Origin of the sequence: Glycomyces paridis (genome assembly GCF_004912155.1) — a bacterium.
Taxonomy (GTDB): domain Bacteria; phylum Actinomycetota; class Actinomycetes; order Mycobacteriales; family Micromonosporaceae; genus Glycomyces; species Glycomyces paridis.
The window spans coordinates 81,871-98,994 of sequence record NZ_STGX01000017.1; the positions used below are offsets into that span (position 1 = coordinate 81,871).

General features: G+C 71.5%; 16 protein-coding genes and 1 tRNA gene. 6 read left to right on the forward strand and 11 right to left on the reverse strand.

Annotated elements, in window-relative coordinates:
* Position 1 precedes the first annotated feature (1 nt).
* Both E9998_RS20580 and E9998_RS20585 read left to right on the forward strand, forming a co-directional pair.
* Positions 2–970 (forward strand): magnesium and cobalt transport protein CorA, encoded by a 969-nt coding sequence (locus E9998_RS20580; RefSeq protein ID WP_136531571.1) that lies wholly within the window; start codon positions 2–4, stop codon positions 968–970.
* 303 nt (positions 971–1,273) lie between these two features.
* Positions 1,274–2,731: a glycosyl hydrolase family 18 protein gene (locus tag E9998_RS20585; protein WP_136531572.1), complete on the forward strand. Its 1,458-nt coding sequence runs from the start codon at positions 1,274–1,276 to the stop codon at positions 2,729–2,731.
* 68 nt (positions 2,732–2,799) lie between these two features.
* Here the strand turns inward: E9998_RS20585 and E9998_RS20590 are convergent, their stop codons facing one another.
* A complete protein-coding gene (locus tag E9998_RS20590) occupies positions 2,800–3,147 on the reverse strand; it encodes a DoxX family protein (protein WP_136531573.1) in 348 nt (115 codons plus the stop codon).
* Positions 3,148–3,242: 95 nt separating this feature from the next.
* On the opposite strand from E9998_RS20590, the gene E9998_RS26865 reads away from it, so the two are divergent.
* Positions 3,243–4,133, forward strand: a complete 891-nt coding sequence (locus E9998_RS26865; RefSeq protein ID WP_136531574.1) for a LysR family transcriptional regulator — start codon at positions 3,243–3,245, stop codon at positions 4,131–4,133.
* Positions 4,134–4,139: 6 nt separating this feature from the next.
* Here E9998_RS26865 and E9998_RS20600 read toward each other — a convergent pair whose 3' ends face one another.
* Positions 4,140–5,132: an NAD(P)-dependent alcohol dehydrogenase gene (locus E9998_RS20600; RefSeq protein WP_136531575.1), complete on the reverse strand. Its 993-nt coding sequence runs from the start codon at positions 5,130–5,132 to the stop codon at positions 4,140–4,142.
* A gap of 97 nt (positions 5,133–5,229) precedes the next feature.
* Positions 5,230–5,880: a TetR/AcrR family transcriptional regulator C-terminal domain-containing protein gene (locus E9998_RS20605; RefSeq protein ID WP_136531576.1), complete on the reverse strand. Its 651-nt coding sequence runs from the start codon at positions 5,878–5,880 to the stop codon at positions 5,230–5,232.
* Between the two features lie 402 nt (positions 5,881–6,282).
* On the opposite strand from E9998_RS20605, the gene E9998_RS20610 reads away from it, so the two are divergent.
* Positions 6,283–6,359: transfer RNA gene (locus tag E9998_RS20610), tRNA-Pro, on the forward strand.
* 117 nt (positions 6,360–6,476) lie between these two features.
* Here the strand turns inward: E9998_RS20610 and E9998_RS20615 are convergent.
* Positions 6,477–7,547 (reverse strand): hypothetical protein, encoded by a 1,071-nt coding sequence (locus E9998_RS20615; protein WP_136531577.1) that lies wholly within the window; start codon positions 7,545–7,547, stop codon positions 6,477–6,479.
* Between the two features lie 127 nt (positions 7,548–7,674).
* On the opposite strand from E9998_RS20615, the gene E9998_RS20620 reads away from it, so the two are divergent.
* Both E9998_RS20620 and E9998_RS20625 read left to right on the forward strand, forming a co-directional pair.
* A complete protein-coding gene (locus tag E9998_RS20620) occupies positions 7,675–8,844 on the forward strand; it encodes a sensor histidine kinase (protein ID WP_158299908.1) in 1,170 nt (389 codons plus the stop codon).
* Positions 8,841–9,482, forward strand: a complete 642-nt coding sequence (locus E9998_RS20625) for a response regulator transcription factor (RefSeq protein WP_136531579.1) — start codon at positions 8,841–8,843, stop codon at positions 9,480–9,482. Before E9998_RS20620 ends, E9998_RS20625 begins: the two co-directional genes overlap by 4 nt.
* A gap of 66 nt (positions 9,483–9,548) precedes the next feature.
* Here the strand turns inward: E9998_RS20625 and E9998_RS20630 are convergent, their stop codons facing one another.
* From E9998_RS20630 to E9998_RS20660, 7 genes are all read right to left on the reverse strand, one after another.
* Complete coding sequence (locus E9998_RS20630) at positions 9,549–10,796, reverse strand: M20 metallopeptidase family protein (RefSeq protein WP_136531580.1); 1,248 nt, start codon at positions 10,794–10,796, stop codon at positions 9,549–9,551.
* Positions 10,797–10,998: 202 nt separating this feature from the next.
* Positions 10,999–11,352 carry a histone-like nucleoid-structuring protein Lsr2 gene (locus E9998_RS20635; protein ID WP_136531581.1) on the reverse strand — a complete coding sequence of 118 codons (354 nt, stop codon included), beginning with the start codon at positions 11,350–11,352 and terminating at the stop codon, positions 10,999–11,001.
* 210 nt (positions 11,353–11,562) lie between these two features.
* Positions 11,563–12,264, reverse strand: a complete 702-nt coding sequence (locus E9998_RS20640; protein ID WP_136531582.1) for a 4'-phosphopantetheinyl transferase family protein — start codon at positions 12,262–12,264, stop codon at positions 11,563–11,565.
* Entirely contained in the window at positions 12,261–13,475 is a 1,215-nt protein-coding gene (locus E9998_RS20645; RefSeq protein WP_136531583.1) for a beta-ketoacyl-[acyl-carrier-protein] synthase family protein, read from the reverse strand. Before E9998_RS20645 ends, E9998_RS20640 begins: the two co-directional genes overlap by 4 nt.
* Positions 13,476–13,617: 142 nt before the next feature.
* The gene (locus E9998_RS20650) at positions 13,618–13,854 is read right to left on the reverse strand and encodes an acyl carrier protein (protein ID WP_136531584.1); all 237 of its coding nucleotides are present in this window, start codon (positions 13,852–13,854) and stop codon (positions 13,618–13,620) included.
* A 22-nt stretch (positions 13,855–13,876) separates the two neighbouring features.
* Positions 13,877–14,644, reverse strand: a complete 768-nt coding sequence (locus E9998_RS20655; RefSeq protein WP_136531585.1) for an ABC transporter ATP-binding protein — start codon at positions 14,642–14,644, stop codon at positions 13,877–13,879.
* Between the two features lie 14 nt (positions 14,645–14,658).
* Positions 14,659–17,055: an ABC transporter permease gene (locus E9998_RS20660; protein ID WP_136531603.1), complete on the reverse strand. Its 2,397-nt coding sequence runs from the start codon at positions 17,053–17,055 to the stop codon at positions 14,659–14,661.
* Positions 17,056–17,124 lie beyond the last annotated feature (69 nt).

Here is a 17,124-nt window from a genome sequence, read left to right on the forward strand (position 1 = left end):
GATGATCGACTTCACGGTGGTCTCCCCCGAGGGGACCGAGCGCCGGCGCGGCGGGGCCGACGCACTGCGGGAGGCCGCGGGGGCGACCGGCGAGGACGGGTTCGTGTGGGTCGAGTTCGACTCGCCCGAGCCGCAGGTCCTCAAGGACGCGCTCGGCGCGCTCGGGCTCGACCGGTTCGGGACCGACGCGGTGCGCGTGGTCCACCGGCGCCCCAAGGTGGAGACCGTGGACGACGCGGCGCTGGTGCTCATCAAGACCGTCTGGTACATCGAGGCGACGCGGCAGGTCGAGACCGGTGACCTCGTGATCTACACCGACGGGTCCTCGCTGGTGACGGTGCGGCGGGGGATCGTGGACCCCGCTGCGGCCGTGCGGGACCGCCTCGCCGACGCCTCCTTCCGCGCCGACGGCGTCGTGGCGGTCGTCCACGGCCTGTTCGACGCCGTGATCGGCCAGTACGACGGGGCCGTGGAGGACCTGGCCGACGACGTGGCCGATGTGGAGCGTGCGGTGTTCTCGGGGGACCGGACCGACCGGAACGAGGAGATCTACTTCCTCATCCGCGAGGCCCTGGAGTTCCAGAACGCGGTGCAGCCCCTGGTGCCGTTCGCGCACCTGCTGCGCCAGCGCCGGGCGACCACGCCGGTGTTCAAGCGCGAGCGCTTCGGCGTGCTCGCCGGGCACCTCATCCGCGTCGACGCGGCGATCGAGACGTGCATGAGCCTGTTGACGACGGTGCTGACCGCCCATCAGGGGCAGATCGGCGCCTGGCAGAACGACGACATGAAGAAGATCTCGGCCTGGGCGGCGATCGCGGTGGTGCCCACGGCGATCGCGGGGATCTACGGCATGAACTTCAAGTACATGCCGGAGCTGCACTGGAAGGCGGGCTACCCGCTGGTGCTGCTGCTGATGGCGGTCGTGTGCTTCTCGCTGTACCGGGGCTTCAAGCGCAACGGCTGGCTCTGACGCATCGACGGGCGTATATCCCGGTGGCGATGGACGAGGGGCGGGTCCGATTCGGTCCCGCCCCTCCGGCCCTGCCTGCCTTCGCTCTCCACCATAGCGTTGCCGCGCAAACCGAATGCGTCGAGCATTCGTTCACTGTGCGTGATGCGCGAGGCGCGCTCCCATTCGCGGGGACCGTCCGGAAATCCGACTGAAATCCTGCCGTATTGAAATTTTTCGATGGCAATGCTTGACTTCCCCCGGTCCCGGTCGTAAAAATAAAGATACCTATCAGTTAAGTCTCTTTACTTTTCGGGAGGAACATTGAGACGACTGAACACCCGACGGTTGATCGTCTCGCTCACCGCGGCCCTGGCCGTCGTCGCGAGCGCAGCGCTCTACACCGTCGCGAATCCCTTCAGTGCCTCCGCCCAGACCGTCTGCTCACCGGCGTGGTCCTCCACAGAGGTCTACGTCGGCGGCGACCAGGTCAGCCACAACGGCGTGGAGTACCGCGCCAAGTGGTGGACCACCGGTGAGACCCCCGGCACCACCGGCGAATGGGGTGTCTGGGAGTCCAAGGGCGCCTGCGGCGACGGACCCTCCGAGCCGCCCACCACCGAGGACCCGACCGACCCGCCGACCGACCCGCCGGTCGACCCCCCGAGCGAGCAGGTCAACGCCGCCTACTTCACCGAGTGGGGCGTCTACGGCCGCAACTACCACGTCAAGAACATCGTCTCCTCCGGCTCCGCCGAGGACCTCACCACCATCAACTACGCGTTCGGCAACGTCAAGAACGGACAGTGCACACTGGACGACTCTTATGCCGCCCTCGACAAGGCCTACACCGCCGACCAGTCCGTCGACGGCGTCGCCGACACCTGGGACCAGCCCCTGCGCGGCAACTTCAACCAGCTGCTCAAGCTCAAGGAGATGTACCCGCACATCAAGGTCGTGTGGTCCTTCGGCGGCTGGACCTACTCCGGCGGCTTCGGCCAGGCCGCGCAGAACCCGACCGCCTTCGCGAACTCCTGCTACAACCTCCTGCACGACCCGCGCTGGGACGGCCTGTTCGACGGCATCGACATCGACTGGGAGTACCCCAACGCCTGCGGCCTCACCTGCGACACCAGCGGCACCAACGCGTTCCCGACCCTGATGAGCGCCCTGCGCACCAAGTTCGGCAACGACGAGCTCGTCACCGCCGCGATCACCGCCGACGGCACCTCCGGCGGCAAGATCGACGTCGGCGGCTACGCCGCCGCCGCGCAGTACGTCGACTACTACCAGGTCATGACCTACGACTACTTCGGCGCCTGGGACGCCGACGGACCCACCGCGCCGCACTCCCCGCTCAACAGCTGGAGCGGCCAGCCGATCGCCGGCTTCGACGGCGCCACCGCCATCGCCAAGCTCAAGGGCCTCGGCGTCCCGGCCGCCAAGCTCCTGCTCGGCTTCGGCTTCTACGGCCGCGGCTGGACCGGCGTCACGCAGTCGACGCCGGGAGGCTCGGCCACCGGAGCCGCACCAGGCACCTACGAGGCAGGCATCGAGGACTACAAGGTCCTCGTGAACGAATGCCCCGCAACGGGAACCGTGGCCGGCACCGCTTACGCCAAGTGCGGCAGCGAATGGTGGAGCTACGACACCCCCGCGACCATCGCGGGCAAGGTCGACTGGCTCAACTCGCAGGGCCTCGGCGGCGCGTTCTCCTGGGAACTCTCCGGCGACACCAGCAACGGCACCCTCCTGGGCGCCATCGCCGCCGGACTGAGCTGACACCGGAAGGGCTGACCCCCTGAAACCGGCGGGTCCTGCTTCCCCGGGGAAGCAGGACCCGCCGTCCTTCACGCGACGAGCATGAGCCACAGCGCCGCGACGCTGAGACCCAGGAACAGCAGCGGCCCCGCGAAATTGTGGAAGACCCGCCTGCGCACGTGCAGCACCGTGGCGCACACGAAGAACACCACCAGCCCCGCCGCCGCCGCGACCCCGACCGGCCGCCACGCGAACCCCGCCGCGAGCCCCAGCGCCGCCGCCCCCTTCACGAACCCCAGGAACGGCAGCCACGAGTCCGGCACGCCGACCGCCCGCGAATTACGCCGCACCCACTCCGCCCGCATGAAGTTCGCGACCGACTCGACCGCGTTGAGCGCGATCGTCACCCCCACCACCACCGTGAACACCACCGACATGCGGCCCCCTCTCCCCGGCGGCCCCGCCGCCTCGACCACCAAGTCTCGGACCTCCCCGCCCGCACGTCCAATACCAGTGCCTATAACCTCCGGTTATGGATGCCGACCTGCGAACCCTCCGCGCCTTCGCCGCCGTGGTCCGCGAAGGCGGCCTCACCCGCGCCGCCGCCCGCCTCCACCTCTCCCAGCCCGCCCTGACCAAGCGCATCGCCCGCCTGGAGGCCGACCTCGGCGCCGTCCTCTTCCACCGCACCAGGGCCGGCATGACCCCCACCGCCGCCGGCGACGCCTTCGCCGCCGCCCTCCCGGCCGTCCTCGACGCCTGGGACCGGGCCGAACGCGACGTCCGCGACGCCGCCGCCACCGCCTCCCGCACCCTCCGGATCGGCTTCCTCGCCAGCGCCGCCAACGAACGCACCCAGGCGATCCTCGCCGACTTCGCCCGCCGCCGCCCCGACTGGCGCGTCGACCTGCGCCAGGCCAGCTGGGCCGACCCCGCCCGGGAACTCGAATCCGGCGACGTCGAGGCGGCCTTCATGCGCCTGCCCTTCCCCGGCCAGGAGCACTACCACCTCGCCGACCTGCTCACCGAGCCCCGCTGCCTCGCCCTCGCCTCGACCCACCCGCTCGCCGGACGGGCGGCGCTGCGCTTCGCGGACCTCCTCGACGAGCCGTTCGTGGCCGCGCCGCCCGAGACCGGCGCCTTCCGCGACCACTGGCTGGCGACCGAGGCCCGCGGCGGGCGACCGGCCCGGATCGGGGCGGTCACCGGCCAGCCCGACGAGTGGCTGAGCGCCATCGCCTCCGGCGCCGGGATCGCGCTGGCGCCGGAGTCGGCGGCGCGGTACTACGCGCGTCCCGGCGTCGTCTACCTTCCGCTGGAAGGCGTCGCGCCGAGCACGGTGGCGCTGGCGTGGTCGCGGACGGCGCCGACGAGTGATGCGCTCGTGGACTTCATCTCGGCCGCGATGGCCTCGGCCGAGTGACCGTCGCTAAGGGATGGTGATGACGACGTTGCCCTTGGCGTGGTGCCCGAGCATGTGCGCCACCGCCTCCGGCGTCTCGTCGAGGGTGTAGGCGCGGTCGATGACGGCCTTGATCGCGCCGGTGTCGAGGAGTTCGCCGATGGCGGTGAGGTTCGCGCGGTCGACGGTGCAGGGGGAGAACCTGACGTCGGCGCGGCCGGTGAGGCCGAGGAGCTTGGCGCCGGCCATGCGGCCGAGCCCGGCGGTGAGGCCCCCGGAGTTGCCGACGCTGTTGGGGATGAGGACGCCGCCGGGTGCGAGGGCGCGGGCGGTGCGGCTCGGGCGGTGGTTGAGGACGTTGTCGAGGATGAGGTCGTAGCGTTCGGGCGCGGCGGTGAAGTCGGCCGCGGTGTAGTCGACCACGCGCGCGCCGAGGCCGCGGACGAGGTCGGCGCCGGTGGGGCCGCACACGCCGGTGACCTCGGCGCCGTAGTGGACCGTGAGCTGCACGGCGAAGGTCCCGACGCCGCCGGAGGCGCCGTTGACCAGGACGCGGTCGCCTTCGCGGACGGGTGCGGTGTCGCGCACGGCGCACAGGGCGGTGATGCCGGACATGACGGCGGCGGCGGCCGTCGCGAAGTCGATCCCGGCGGGCTTGACCGCGAGCTGGGCGGCCGGAGCGACCGCGTACTCGGCGAACGCGCCGGGCGTCGTGAGCGAACTCGTCCACAGTGAACCGAAGACCTCGTCGCCGACGCGCAGGTCCTCGACCCCTTCGCCGATCACGGCGACGATCCCTGCGACATCGGTGCCGCGCACGGCGTCCGCGGGCGCCTTGAGTCCCGATTGGAGCCTGAGCACGTACGGCACGCCGGTGACGGCGATCCAGTCGGGGGTGTTGACGCTCGTGGCCCGGACGCGCACGAGCACCTGGCCGGGGCCGGGCTCGGGGCGTGCGAGGTCCTTGACCGCGAGCACTGATGCGGGCGGTCCGTAGCGGTTCTGAACGACGGCCTTCATGGCGGCACCTCCGTGTCCTTACGTTGTAAGTCCAAGTGTGGACTTACAACGTAAGGCTGTCAAGGGCACGACGGTGCCGAACCTTCGGAACCTTCCTTCAGGAGGCGGCGCGCAGCCGTTCGAGGCCGTCCAGGATGAGGTCGAGCCCGAACTCGAACTCGGCCTGGGAATCGCACCACCCCAGCACCGCCCCGCCGTGCGAGGCGTCGGCGATCATCGCCACCAGGTGCGGCACGTGCTCGGCCATCGCCGCCACCGCATCCTCGGGCACCTCCACCCCGTCGGGCGCGAACAGCTCCTGCGAGAACCCCAGCGCCCGGCTGCCCAGCGCGTGCAGCGCCCGGTGCCCCAGCTCGTAGTCGAACCCGCCCTCGCGCATCAGCGCCAGCACACCGTCGTAGTACTTCGCGACCGCCAGGCTCGTCCCCGTCCGCGTCTCGAACACCCCCGGCGCCCACGGATGGCGCAGCAGCACCTCCCGCGCCGCCAGCACCCGCCGCCGCATCGCGGCCTTCCACCCGCCACTGCCGTCGAGCCCCGCCACCGCCGCCTCGATCTCGGCCATGACCACCTCGACCAGCCCGTCGAGCACCGCCTCCTTGTTCGCCACATGGTGGTACAGCGACATCGCCTCCACCCCAAGCGACTCCGCGAGACCCCGCATCGTCAACGCCCCCACCCCGCCCTCATCGGCGACCCCCACCGCAGCACGCAGCACCAGCTCACGGCTCAACCCCGAACCGGCCATTCGCCCCCACCCCTCTCCCGGAACGTACCGTACAACCCGCCCACCGCCCCCCGCCACGTCCCGCGCCCACCCTCCAAAAGCGACCCGCCGCCCGAGCCCCTCGGCCGACAACCGCACCCTCCAACGCCCGCGCCCGCCACCCCCCCCAACGCCCCCCGCCCCCCGCCACGTCCCGCGCCCCCCCTCCAAAAGCCACCCGCCGCCCGAGCCCCGCGGCCGACAACCGCACCCTCCAACGCCCCCGCCCGCCACCCCACCCAACGCCCCCCGACCCCCACCCGGGTTTGCGCAGGTCACATCCGGATTCCAACCCCCTCCCACCGCCGCCCCGAGCGAATACCTGACAGCGTTTTGAGGCACCAGTGCTGTACTCTGGCTGAGGCCGCTTAGCGGCAGAGCGCTCGGGACGTGGCGCAGCTTGGTAGCGCACCCCGTTTGGGACGGGGGGGGCGCAGGTTCAAATCCTGTCGTCCCGACCAGAATTCGCAGGCCAGGAGCATTGGCTCCTGGCCTGCGGTGCTGTCTGCCGGAATCCCGACCGGACGGGAGTCGGGTTTGGCGACGATATGGAGATTCGCTGCGAATCCGATTGATCGTCAGGGGGTGGTGAGGGTGCCTCGGTGGCAGGTGGGGCAGGGGCCTCGGCGGCGGCGGTGGTAGGCGAGGGCGGCTATGAAGAGGGGGATGCCCCAGAGGACCCATCCTACTTCGGGGAGGGTGAGGGGCCAGGTGCTGGCGGTGACGCCGTCGATGGCGACGAGGCGGACGTACATGCCGGCGGCGGCGGTGACGAGGGCTGATACGAGGACGGCGGGGACGACGGCGAGCATCGGGGGGACGCGTTTGCCGCGGAGGCCGATCATCCAGCGGGGGAAGACTTCGCCCCAGCGTTGGACGAGACCCATGGTGAGGACGGCGCCGAGGGCGCCGAGGGTCGCAAGGAGGGCGCCCGCGATCCAGAGGCCGCTCTCCTGGCCCTCGCGGAAGAACTCGGGGTCGATGCCGAGGCTGAAGCCCAGGGCCCACGCCCAGCGGGTCAGGCAGTACGCGAGCGGCGCGGCGACGGCGGTCCAGGTCGCCGTCTTCCCCCAGCGGTCGAGGAACGAAGGGCCCTCGCGGTCGCCGCGGCCGCACGAGACGCAGCTCCCGGTGACCTTGCGCCGGTAAGCGACCGCGGTGAGCGCCCACGCCACGCCCGCCAGCAGGCACAGCAGGAGATTGAGGCGGGGCCACGGGTAGAGGTCGCCCCAATGGTACGCCTCGCCCCACGAGGTGAAGGGTTTCACCAGGAGCGTGATCGGCGTGTAGGCCACGACGATCAGACTGCGGTAGTCCTGGACGCCGACCGTGAGCCCGATCGCGAGAACCCACGCGAACGCAGGCAGCAGCCACCGCAGCGGCCCCCGCGCGACCCCGCGAGCCATGAGGACCGCCGCGACGGCCCCCGCGACACCGAGCGCGGCGATGAGCGGCCCGGCGACCTCGTGCGTCGCCCGGCCCAGCAGCGACACCTTGAGCGCCATGTCCGGCTCGGCGACGAGCTCCGGATCACCCGCGCCGAAGGGGAAGCCGGCGCCGCCGAACGTCCAATGGAGACCGAGCAGTGCGTACGCCAAGGTCCATGCGGCCGTGGCGTATCCGATCCATGATTGCCAATTTCGTCTCATGCTTCGAGTCTTCGCCCGACCGGACCGACCCGACAGGTGCCGAACGGCGAAGCATCGGCCCCGCACGCGCCGCCGATAGGCCGAACGGCACATGCGCCGCCCGACACGCGCCGATAGGCTCGAAGACGTGACCGGACGGCGCCTCTTCGCGGCCGCGGGCGCGCTCGCCCTCCTCGCCGGAGCCGTGCTGCTGCCCGCCGACCCCCTCGTGCTCATGGCCGGGCCACTCGCCGCGGGCATCGGCGCCGCCGCCGTCCTCGCCGCACCGCCCGGCAGCCCCCGCCTCGTCCCCGCCATCGCCGCCGCCACCGGCGCGGTCTCCATCGCCCTCACCGCCGCACTGAGCACGGCCGACGGCACCGACGACCCCTCGGGCCTCACCGGGCTCTGGATCCTCCTCGAACCCGCGATGCTCCTCCTCCTCGTCTACACGCCCGCGCGCTGGTCGCCGCCGCGCGCCGCCCTCCTGTCCACCGCGACCGCCGCCGCGGCCACCGCACTCATCGTCCAGCGCGCCCTCCCCGGCGAAGGCCTCATCGCACGCGTCGGCGCGAGCGCGCTGTGGCTCGTGCCCGCGCTGGCGGCCGCCGCCACGGCCTGGTACCTGCGCTGGTCCGCCGCCGAACGCGAGCGGGCGCTGCGGTCGGCGCGCCAGGAGCAGCGGATGAGCCTGGCGGGCGACCTGCACGACTTCGTCGCCCACGACGTCAGCGAGATCGTCGCGCGCGCCCAGTCCGGAAGGATGGTCCTGGCCGCGGGCGACCCGGCGGTGGCGAAGCTGCTGGAGCAGATCGAGCACGCCGGGGTCCGCGCTCTGGAGTCGATGGACCGCACCGTCCACATGCTCCGGACCGAGGCGCCGCTGGCCCCGGTCGGCGGGCTGGACGACATCGAGGCCCTCGCCGACCGCTTCGCCGCCTCCAGCGGGATCGCCGTCGCCTTCGAGTGGCGGCTGAACGCGGACGCGGGCAGGGAGAACGGGTCGGTCGCCCACCGGGCGGTCGTGGAGGCGCTCACCAACGTACGGCGCCACGGCGTCTCGGTCGCACACGTCAGCATCGACGTGTACGAGCGGGACGGCTCGCTGCGCGTCGAGGTCGCCGACGACGGCCGCGGGGCACCGCGTCCCGGCCCGCGCGACTCCGGGCTCGGGCTCCCGGGCCTCGCCGAGCGCGCCGAGCGACTCGGCGGCGGCCTGGAGGCCGGGCCGCGCCCCGAAGGCGGCTGGCGTGTGGCGCTGCGCCTGCCCATGCCCGCGACCCGGACCGTCCGCCGCTCGAAGGGAACGCCCGCATGACGATCAGAGTGCTCATCGCCGACGACCAGGAGGGCATCCGCGACGCCTTCCGCATGGTCCTCGACGCCCAGCCCGACATGTCGGTCGTCGCCGAGGCCGCTGACGGCAGGTCCGCGCTCGACCAGGCCCGGCACCTGCGGCCGGACGTGGTGCTCGCCGACGTGCGCATGCCCGGGATGGACGGCATCGAACTCACCCGGGCCCTCGCGGGGCCCGGCGCGGCCGATCCCGTGCGTGTGATCGTGGTGACCACGTTCGACCTGGACGAGTACGTGTACGCGGCGCTGCGCGGCGGCGCCTGCGGGTACCTGCTCAAACGTTCGGGCCCGGCCCTGCTCGTGGAGGCGGTGCGGGCCGCGATGTCCGGCGACACCCTCATCAGCCCGCAGATCACGGTCCGCCTGCTGCGCAGGATGATGCCGCCCGAGCCGTCCGAGGACGGCGAGGCGCTCACGGAGCGGGAGCTGGAGGTCGCTCGCGCGGTCGCCCACGGCCGCACCAACGCCGAGGTCGCCGCCGAGCTGTTCATCAGCCCCGGCACCGTGAAGAACCACCTCGCGAGCATCCAGCGCAAGACCGGCGCCCCCAATCGGGTCGGCGTCGCTGCCTGGGCCTGGTCGACCGGACGGATGCCTTAGGTCCGCGGTTCCTCTGGGCGCCTTGCGCACCCGCCGCGGTGAGCCGGACCGCGGCGGGCGCGGCGCTCAGCGTCCCGCGGTGCGCCGGGCGAGCCAGCCCGACATGGCGCGGACGCCGTGGGCGATGGCCCGCTCGTCGGGGTCGAAGGTGGGGAAGTGCGGTGCGGCGGTGGCGATGTCGGCGCCCGGGGCGAGGACGCCAAGGAAACTGAAGGTGCCGGGGAGCTCGTCCATGAAGAGCGCGTAGTCCTCGCCGTTGAACGGGAAGGGCGCGTGCATGACCGCCGTCGACGTCCTGCCGGTCGCCTTCCGCAGGTGGCGTTCCAGTTCGCGGGCCTCGCGTTCGGGGCAGACCAACGCGGGGAACGGGTCGGCCGGGAAGTCCGCCGTCGCGCCGTGGTCCGCGGCGAGCGCGGCGACGGCTTCACGGACCTCGGTGTACCGGTCCTCGGGCCAGCAGCGGTAGGACAACTCCACGGCGCTCTCGGTCGGGAAGGCCCGCATGACGACGAACTCCGACAGGGGTCCGTCGGGGGTCTGGACGTCGGCCATGAGCCGGTCGATGTCGGCGGGGGTCTCGGGGAACGCCACCGTGTTCAGCGCGGCGATGTCGGCGGCGAGCGCCTCGGCGCGCGCGGGCGCGTCCGGCCCCGTGAGGTTCACGGTGCCGCGGTCGAGGCCCGGGAGGCCCGAGCCGGGCATGACGGCGAGGACGCCGAGAGGGAACGGTCCGCAGTGGATCGCATGGATCTCCTCGGGGTCGTACCGTTCGAGGACGCCGTCCGCGATCATGGCCGCGGCGCCCTCCAGCGACTCCTCGGCGGGCTGGAAGAAGAAGACGACGGTGCCGCTGAGGCGGTGGCGCAGGCCCGCGAGGACCTGGGCGACGCCGACGCCGATCGCGGTGTGGAGGTCGTGGCCGCACAGGTGCTCGGGCCCGGCGCCGCCCTGCTCCTCGGCGGGGACGGCGTCCATGTCGGCGCGGTAGGCGACCGTGCGCCCGGGCCTGCGTCCCTTGAGGACGCCGACGACGCCGTGGCCGCCGACGCCGGTGGTCGCCCGGAGTCCGGCGTCGGTGAGCAGTTCGGCCACGAGCGAGGCGGTCCGCTCCTCGTCGCCGGAGCCCTCGGGGTGGGCGTGGAGGTCGCGGCGGAGCGCGATGAGGGCGTCCTCGACGCGGGCGGTGGCCGTGTCGATCGCCGACTGGTCGATGCCGCACGCGGCCTGCGCCGACGAGGGGACCGCGACGGCGACCGCGGCGGCCGCGGTGGCGCCGATGACGGCGCGGCGGGAGAGGGGTTCGAAGCGGTTCATGGCTCCTCCAAGGAGAGCGGTGCGTTCGGAGACCATGTCAGTGTGCGGCGGCGGGCCGCTTCGAGTCAGTAAGGTCTTCACCCCTTTCGGAGGTGAAGCCAGCCCCCGGTCGCCCACACCGGACCGTCCATAGAGGATGAATCACGGGCATGACGAAGGCGCTCTGGCGCGTCGCGTTCCAGAGCGCCCGTGGGTCGCCGTGTCAGGCGTGCGCGGCGTTGTACTCGGAGATGACCGTGTCGGAGATCTTGCCGCGGGCCTTGATCGGGAGGCCCTGGGCCTCGGCCCAGCGGCGGATGGAGGCGTTGCGGTCGCGGTCGCCCTGGGTGACCGAGCGCTTCGGGGCGGCGGCCGGGGCGGGTGCGGTGCGGGTGGAGTAGGCGCCGAGGCGGGTGCCGAACTCCTGGTAGGCGGTGAGGCGGTCGCGGAGCTCCTCGGCGTTGGCCGACGAGAGGTCGATGGTGTAGAGCTGGCCGTCGATGCCGAACTCGACCGACTCTGCGGCCTCGCTCCCGTCGATGTCGTCGGTCAACGTGATCACGGTCTGCTTCGCCACGATATGTCTTCCTAACAGGATTCTCGGGTACCGGTGCGGTGACACGATGCTGTCGACTGAACACGAGCTTGCATCGGACGCCATATGCAATTGCGATGTTCGCGCACATAGTAGCGAATCCGTCGGGCGACGCCATTCGCCGCGGTCCCGGATATGGAGAACCGGTTCGCGGTGAAGCCTACCGCGGGAACGAGTCGGCACCGACCGGCGTCAGGCTCCCGCCGGTTCGGGGAGGAACCGCGGGATCTGCCGGAGGGCGCCGCGCTGGACGGTCGTCCAGGTGCCGGGCGCGGGGCCCGGGCGCATCCACTCGATGCGCAGCCGCGGCAGGAGATCGGCCTCCGAGAGGCCCTCGGCGCTGACGCTGAGGCGGAACGGCGGGTCCTCGGAGGCGAGGGTGAGGACGTCGGGGGCCGCGACGGTGTCGACGTCCTCCAGCGGCGTCGAGAGCCCGCGGCCGGTGCGCTTGACAACGGCCTCCTTGCGGGTCCACAGGGCGCTGAGGTCGTCGGCGCGGACCAGGCGGCCGCGCAGGCGCCGCTCGCCGGGGGCGGCCATGCGGTCGAACAGGCCCTCGCTGTACGGCACCCGCGACTGCACGTCGACGCCCACGGGGACGGGGGAGAGGACGCACACGCACACCGAGGCGTCGTGCGAGAGGTTGAAGTGCCCGCGCCCGCCCTGGAAGCGGGGCTTGCCGAACGCGCCGGGGACGACCGGCGGCATCGCCTCGGCCGTGCGGCGCCCCCACAGGTGCTGGAGGAGGGAGAACGCGACGACGCTCGCGTACCGGTCCTCGGCGCGGTGGTAGCCGTCGCCCTTGCGCCGCCGGTCGAGCGGCACGCGCGCCCGGAACTGCCCGAACGCGTAGCCGTCCAGCAGGTCCGAGCGCGCGATCGCCAGCTCGATCATGCGCGGTCGATCACGAGGCAGGCGTTGTGCCCGCCGAAGCCCAGCGACAGCGAGACCGCGCGGGTCAGCGCGGCCGGGCGGGCGCCGCCGCGGACCACGTCGATCTGGACGTCCTCGTCGAGGTCGGCGGTACCGACCGTCGCCGGGGCGGCCCCGCGGTGGAGCGCCAGGACCGAGGCGATCGCCTCGACCACGCCCGCCGCGCCGAGGAGGTGCCCGGTCATCGACTTCGTGGAGGACACGAGCGCCTTCCCGCCGAAGACCCGGCCGATCGCGGCGGCCTCGACCCGGTCGTTGAGGACGGTGCCGGTGCCGTGGGCGTTGACGTAGACCGTCTCGTCGCGCGGACCGGCCTCGGCGAGCGCGTCGGCGATGGCGCGGTCGATGGACTCGCCGTCCTCGGCGGGCGCGGTGATGTGCGAGGCGTCGCTGGTGAGGCCGTAGCCGGACACCTCGGCGAGGATGCGGGCGCCGCGCGCCCGCGCGTGCGTCTCGCTCTCGACCACGACGGCGCCGCCGCCCTCGCCGAGCACGAATCCGGTGCGGTCGCGGTCGAAGGGGATGCTCGCCCGGTCCGGGTCCTCCGAAGTGGACAGCGCGCGGAGGCTCTGGAACCCGGCGGCCACGAGCTTCTGCGTGGCGGCCTCGCCGCCGCCGCAGACGACCGCGTCGAGGTAGCCGTGCCTGATCGCGCGGACGGCCTCGCCGATGCTCACCGAGCTCGCGGCGCAGGCGGCGGTGTGGGCCATCGAGGGGCCCTTGGCGCCCATCTCGATCGCGACGACCCCGGCCATCATGTTGGTGGCCCACTTGGGGACGAGCATCGGCGAGACGCGCCGGGGCCCTTGGCGTTCGAGGTTGCCGTGCTCTTCGAGGACGGTGCCGATGCCGCCGAGGCCGGTGGACATGAAGACGCCGAGGCGGTGGGGGTCGACCTCGCCGAGAATGCCTGAGCGGCGCACGGCCTCTCGGGCGGCGATGAGGCCGTACAGGGTGAAGCCGTCGAGCCGCCGCAGCTCCCTGGGGGTGAGGTGGGCGGTGGCGTCGAAGTCCTTGACGGGGGCGTAGACCCGCGCGGCCATGTCGGCGGCGTCGAAGTGGTCGATCGGGACGACGCCGTGGACGCCGGCGAAGAGGCGCTCCTCGAACGCGTCGAGGTCGTTGCCGATCGGGGTGATCGCGCCCATGCCGGTGATGACTGCCTTCTCCATGACCCTCCTTCAGGGTGTGCGGAACTCCCGGTCCCGGGTTCGGGACCGGTCGCGTTGTGGCGGAATCGGTTCGAGGCGAACTTGAGAGTTGAGGGGTTGAGGGGGGTTGAGGGGCGGGGCCTCGCGGCCCCGCCCCGGGCGGTCAGGCGTTCTGGCGCTCGGACGCCTCCAGGACGGCGTCGAAGAGGTCCTGGACGCTCGCGACCTTGTCGTCGACCTCGGCGCTCTTGGCGCCGGTGCGGTCCTCGACGGTCATGAGGAACTCGTAGACGGCGATGGAGTCGACGCCCACTTCGGCGAGGTCGTCGGTCATCGCCAGCTCGTCGGCGGTCTTGGTGGCGAACTCGGCGAGCGCCTGCTTGAACTCGGTCTCGGTCATGTGCGTTCCCTCCTGAGGGGGTTCAGAATCCGTTGTCGCTGAGCCACGAGAACAGGTCGTCCTCGCGCTGCTTGGCGGCGGCCTCGGTCCACTTGCCCTGGTCTCGGGTGTCGACCAGGAGGCCGTCGCGGAGGTAGACCACGCGGTCGGCCCTTGCGGCGCAGGCGGGGTCGTGGGTGACCATGACGATGGTCGTCCCGTCGGAGTGCACGTCAGTGAGGGCGTTCATGACCTCGGTCGACATGCTGCTGTTGAGCGCGCCGGTGGGCTCGTCGGCGAACAGGACCGCCGGCTCGCCCGCCAGCGCGCGGCAGATGGAGGCGCGCTGGAGCTGCCCGCCGGAGACCTGGGTGATGCCGTGGCGCTTGACGTGGTCGATCCCGAAGCGCTCCATGAGGGCGTCGACGCGCTTGACGACGCCGTCCTTGTCGTTCGGGGAGGCCTTGAGGGCCGGGAGCAGGATGTTGTCCTGGAGGTTGAGATTCGACAGGAAGTAGGCCTGCTGGAAGATGAAGCCCATCTTCGTGAGGCGCACGCGGCTCACCTCGGTGTCGTCGAGCGAGGTGAGTTCCCGGCCTTCGAGGAGGACGTTCCCGCTCGTGGGCCGGTCCATGCCGCTGATGCTGTAGAGCAGTGTGGACTTGCCCGAGCCCGAGGCGCCCATCACGACGAGGAACTCGCCGGTGCGGACCTGGAGGTCGATGCCGTGCAGGACCTGGCTGGGCGGTTCGGTCGAGAAGTAGGTCTTGGTGAGCGCCTTGCACTCCAGGGTGACGCGGTCGCTTGACATGTTCGCTTCTTCTTTCATCCTCTGAGCCACGAGCTCTTGTCGGCGCCGCGGAGGCGGGCGGTCAGGAAAACGGCGCCGAGGTATCCGGCGGTGATGAGCAGCGCCGGGTAGGCGATGTAGGAGATCCACGGGTTCGGGAGGAACTCGAGGTCGACGAGGCCCAGCCCCGCCATGGAGAGGAGGGACCCGGCCAGGCCCTCGCCGCCGGTGGCGGCGAACACGGACCCGAGGACGGTGCCCGCGACGACGGCGACGAGGGCCTTGCCCCGCACCTGGGTGATGAGCTCGTTCGTGGAGAAGCCCACGGCCGAGAGCATGCCCATCTTCTGTCGGTCCCTCGCGAGCCGCAGCTTCAGGAACAGGCTCGTGATGACCAGTGCCACGCCGAGCCCGAACACGAAGGTGACGGCGGCGGCGCTGCGGATCGCCTCGGTGAGGTACGAGAGCGTCTGCTCCATGAACTCGCGCATCGGGGTCACCTTGGCCGAAGGGAACGCCTCGGTGTACTCCGCGACGAGGTCGGCGGTGTCGGTGCCTTCGGCGGCGTCGGCGAAGACGGTGTAACTGGAGGCGTCGGAGTCGACCTCGCCCTGCAGTTTGGCCGAGAGGCCGCCGCCGGTGATGTCCTGGTACACGCCGCTGACGGTGAGGTTCGTCGTCTCCCCGTCCTGGCGCACCCTGATCTCGTCGCCGGCCGCCAGGTCGTACTTCGCGGCGTTGAGCACCGAGAGGGCGATCTCGCCGGTCTCGGGCGGGCCGCCTTCGGTGTAGGGCATGCCTGCGTCGGAGTAGTCGCCCACGTCGACGCGAAGGACCTCCCAGCCTTCCTCGCCCTCGGTCTCGTACAGGACGCTCGCGTAGGCGCGGACGTTCTCCAGGCGCTCGTCGGCGTCCATGGCGGCGAGGAGGTCCGCGTGGACGGCGTCCACGTCTTCGGCGAATCCGAGGTCGGCTCGCAGGTCGCTCTCCGGCGAGCCCATGAACGTGACGAACGCGGGGTCGGAGAAGGTGCTGAGGAGGTTCACGGGGAGCGTCATGAGCACCGCGGCGAGGAACATGACGATGGGGATGAGCACCCACTGCCGCGCTTCGGCCCGCAGGTCGAGCATGGCCAGGCGACGGTTGAGGTTCGCGCCGCGGTAGGAGGCGAGGCTGGTGCGCCGCACCCGCTTCGCCTCGCGCTTGGCGCGGCGCGCAGTCTGCCGGTCGTCGAGGGTGCTGCCGTGGACGAGGGCGTTGACGACCTCGATCTTGCGGATCTTCCCGAAGATCCTGCGGCAGATGGACAGGACGAACACGTAGACCAGCACCAGCGCGGCGACGGGGACGAGCACGGTGAGCAGGTCGATGTCGGCGGTGCCGTAGTCGGCCTGGAGGGTGCGGGTGAGCACCTGCACGGCGGCGATGGACAGGGCCCCGCCGACGACGCACGCGATGAGGGTCATCGCCCGGTACTTCGCGAGGTACAGGCCGCTGATGGCGCGGTTCGGCAGGCCGATCGCCTTCATCGCACCGATCTGGCGGACCTCGTCCTCGAGCGTTCCTCGGATGACGAAGCGGGCGTTGAGAAGTGCGATGGCCACGAGCAGGAGGCTGGCGAACATGAGCGCCGCGGCGACGAGCCCGTTGCTGATGGCGTTGATGATGAGCAGCAGGTCGTAGGTGACCGATTCGCCGTTCTTCGGCATGGCCTCGTCGGACTCGTAGGCGGTCTGGAGGGACTGCGCCAGGGAGGTGTCGGTCAGCCGGTACTCCACGATGATCTCGGGAATGGCGCCTCCGGCCGCGGACATCGCCGCGAAGTCCTCTTCGGAGATGAGGAAGCGGGTCGACTGCGAGAGTGAAGAGGCCATCTGCGAGTCCCGCACGAAGCCCGCGACGCGCAGCTCCTGCAGGCCCTCGGCGGTCTGCACGCGCAGCAGGTCGCCGGACTCGAGGCCGAACTGATGCTCGTAGGCCACCGGCGGATAGACCTCGCCCGCGCCGGGTTCGGGTTTCGCGCCGTCCTCGTCCAGGAGGAAGTCGAAGTCCTGGTTCTGCGTGACGAACAGGTTGTCGATGAGGCTCTCGGAGAGGTCGCCGCCCTCGCCGGTGGAGGGTCGCTCCCAGGCGATCGCGGCGCTGTCGTAGCCGAGCATCTCCTCGATCAGCCACTCCTCGACCTCGGGGTGCTCGGACGCGAAGCGTTCGAGTTCGGCTGGGTCGTACTCCCCCTTGTGCATCTGGAGGAAGTGCGGGGGCGCGGCCTCGTCGAAGAACTCGCCCATCGAGCTGAGGGTGCGTTCGATGACCATGGACCCGGTGGCCATCAGGAAGGCGCTGAGCACGAGGATCACGATGAGCGCCAGGTTGACGCCCTTGTTCTTGGTCAGGTCGTTGTAGGTGTACCGGAAACGTATGGAATCCCTCATGGTCACGCGAAGCTCCGAATTCCTGGGATCTGCAAGGACGTCCACGTCGGGGTGGAGGGCGGGGTGGAG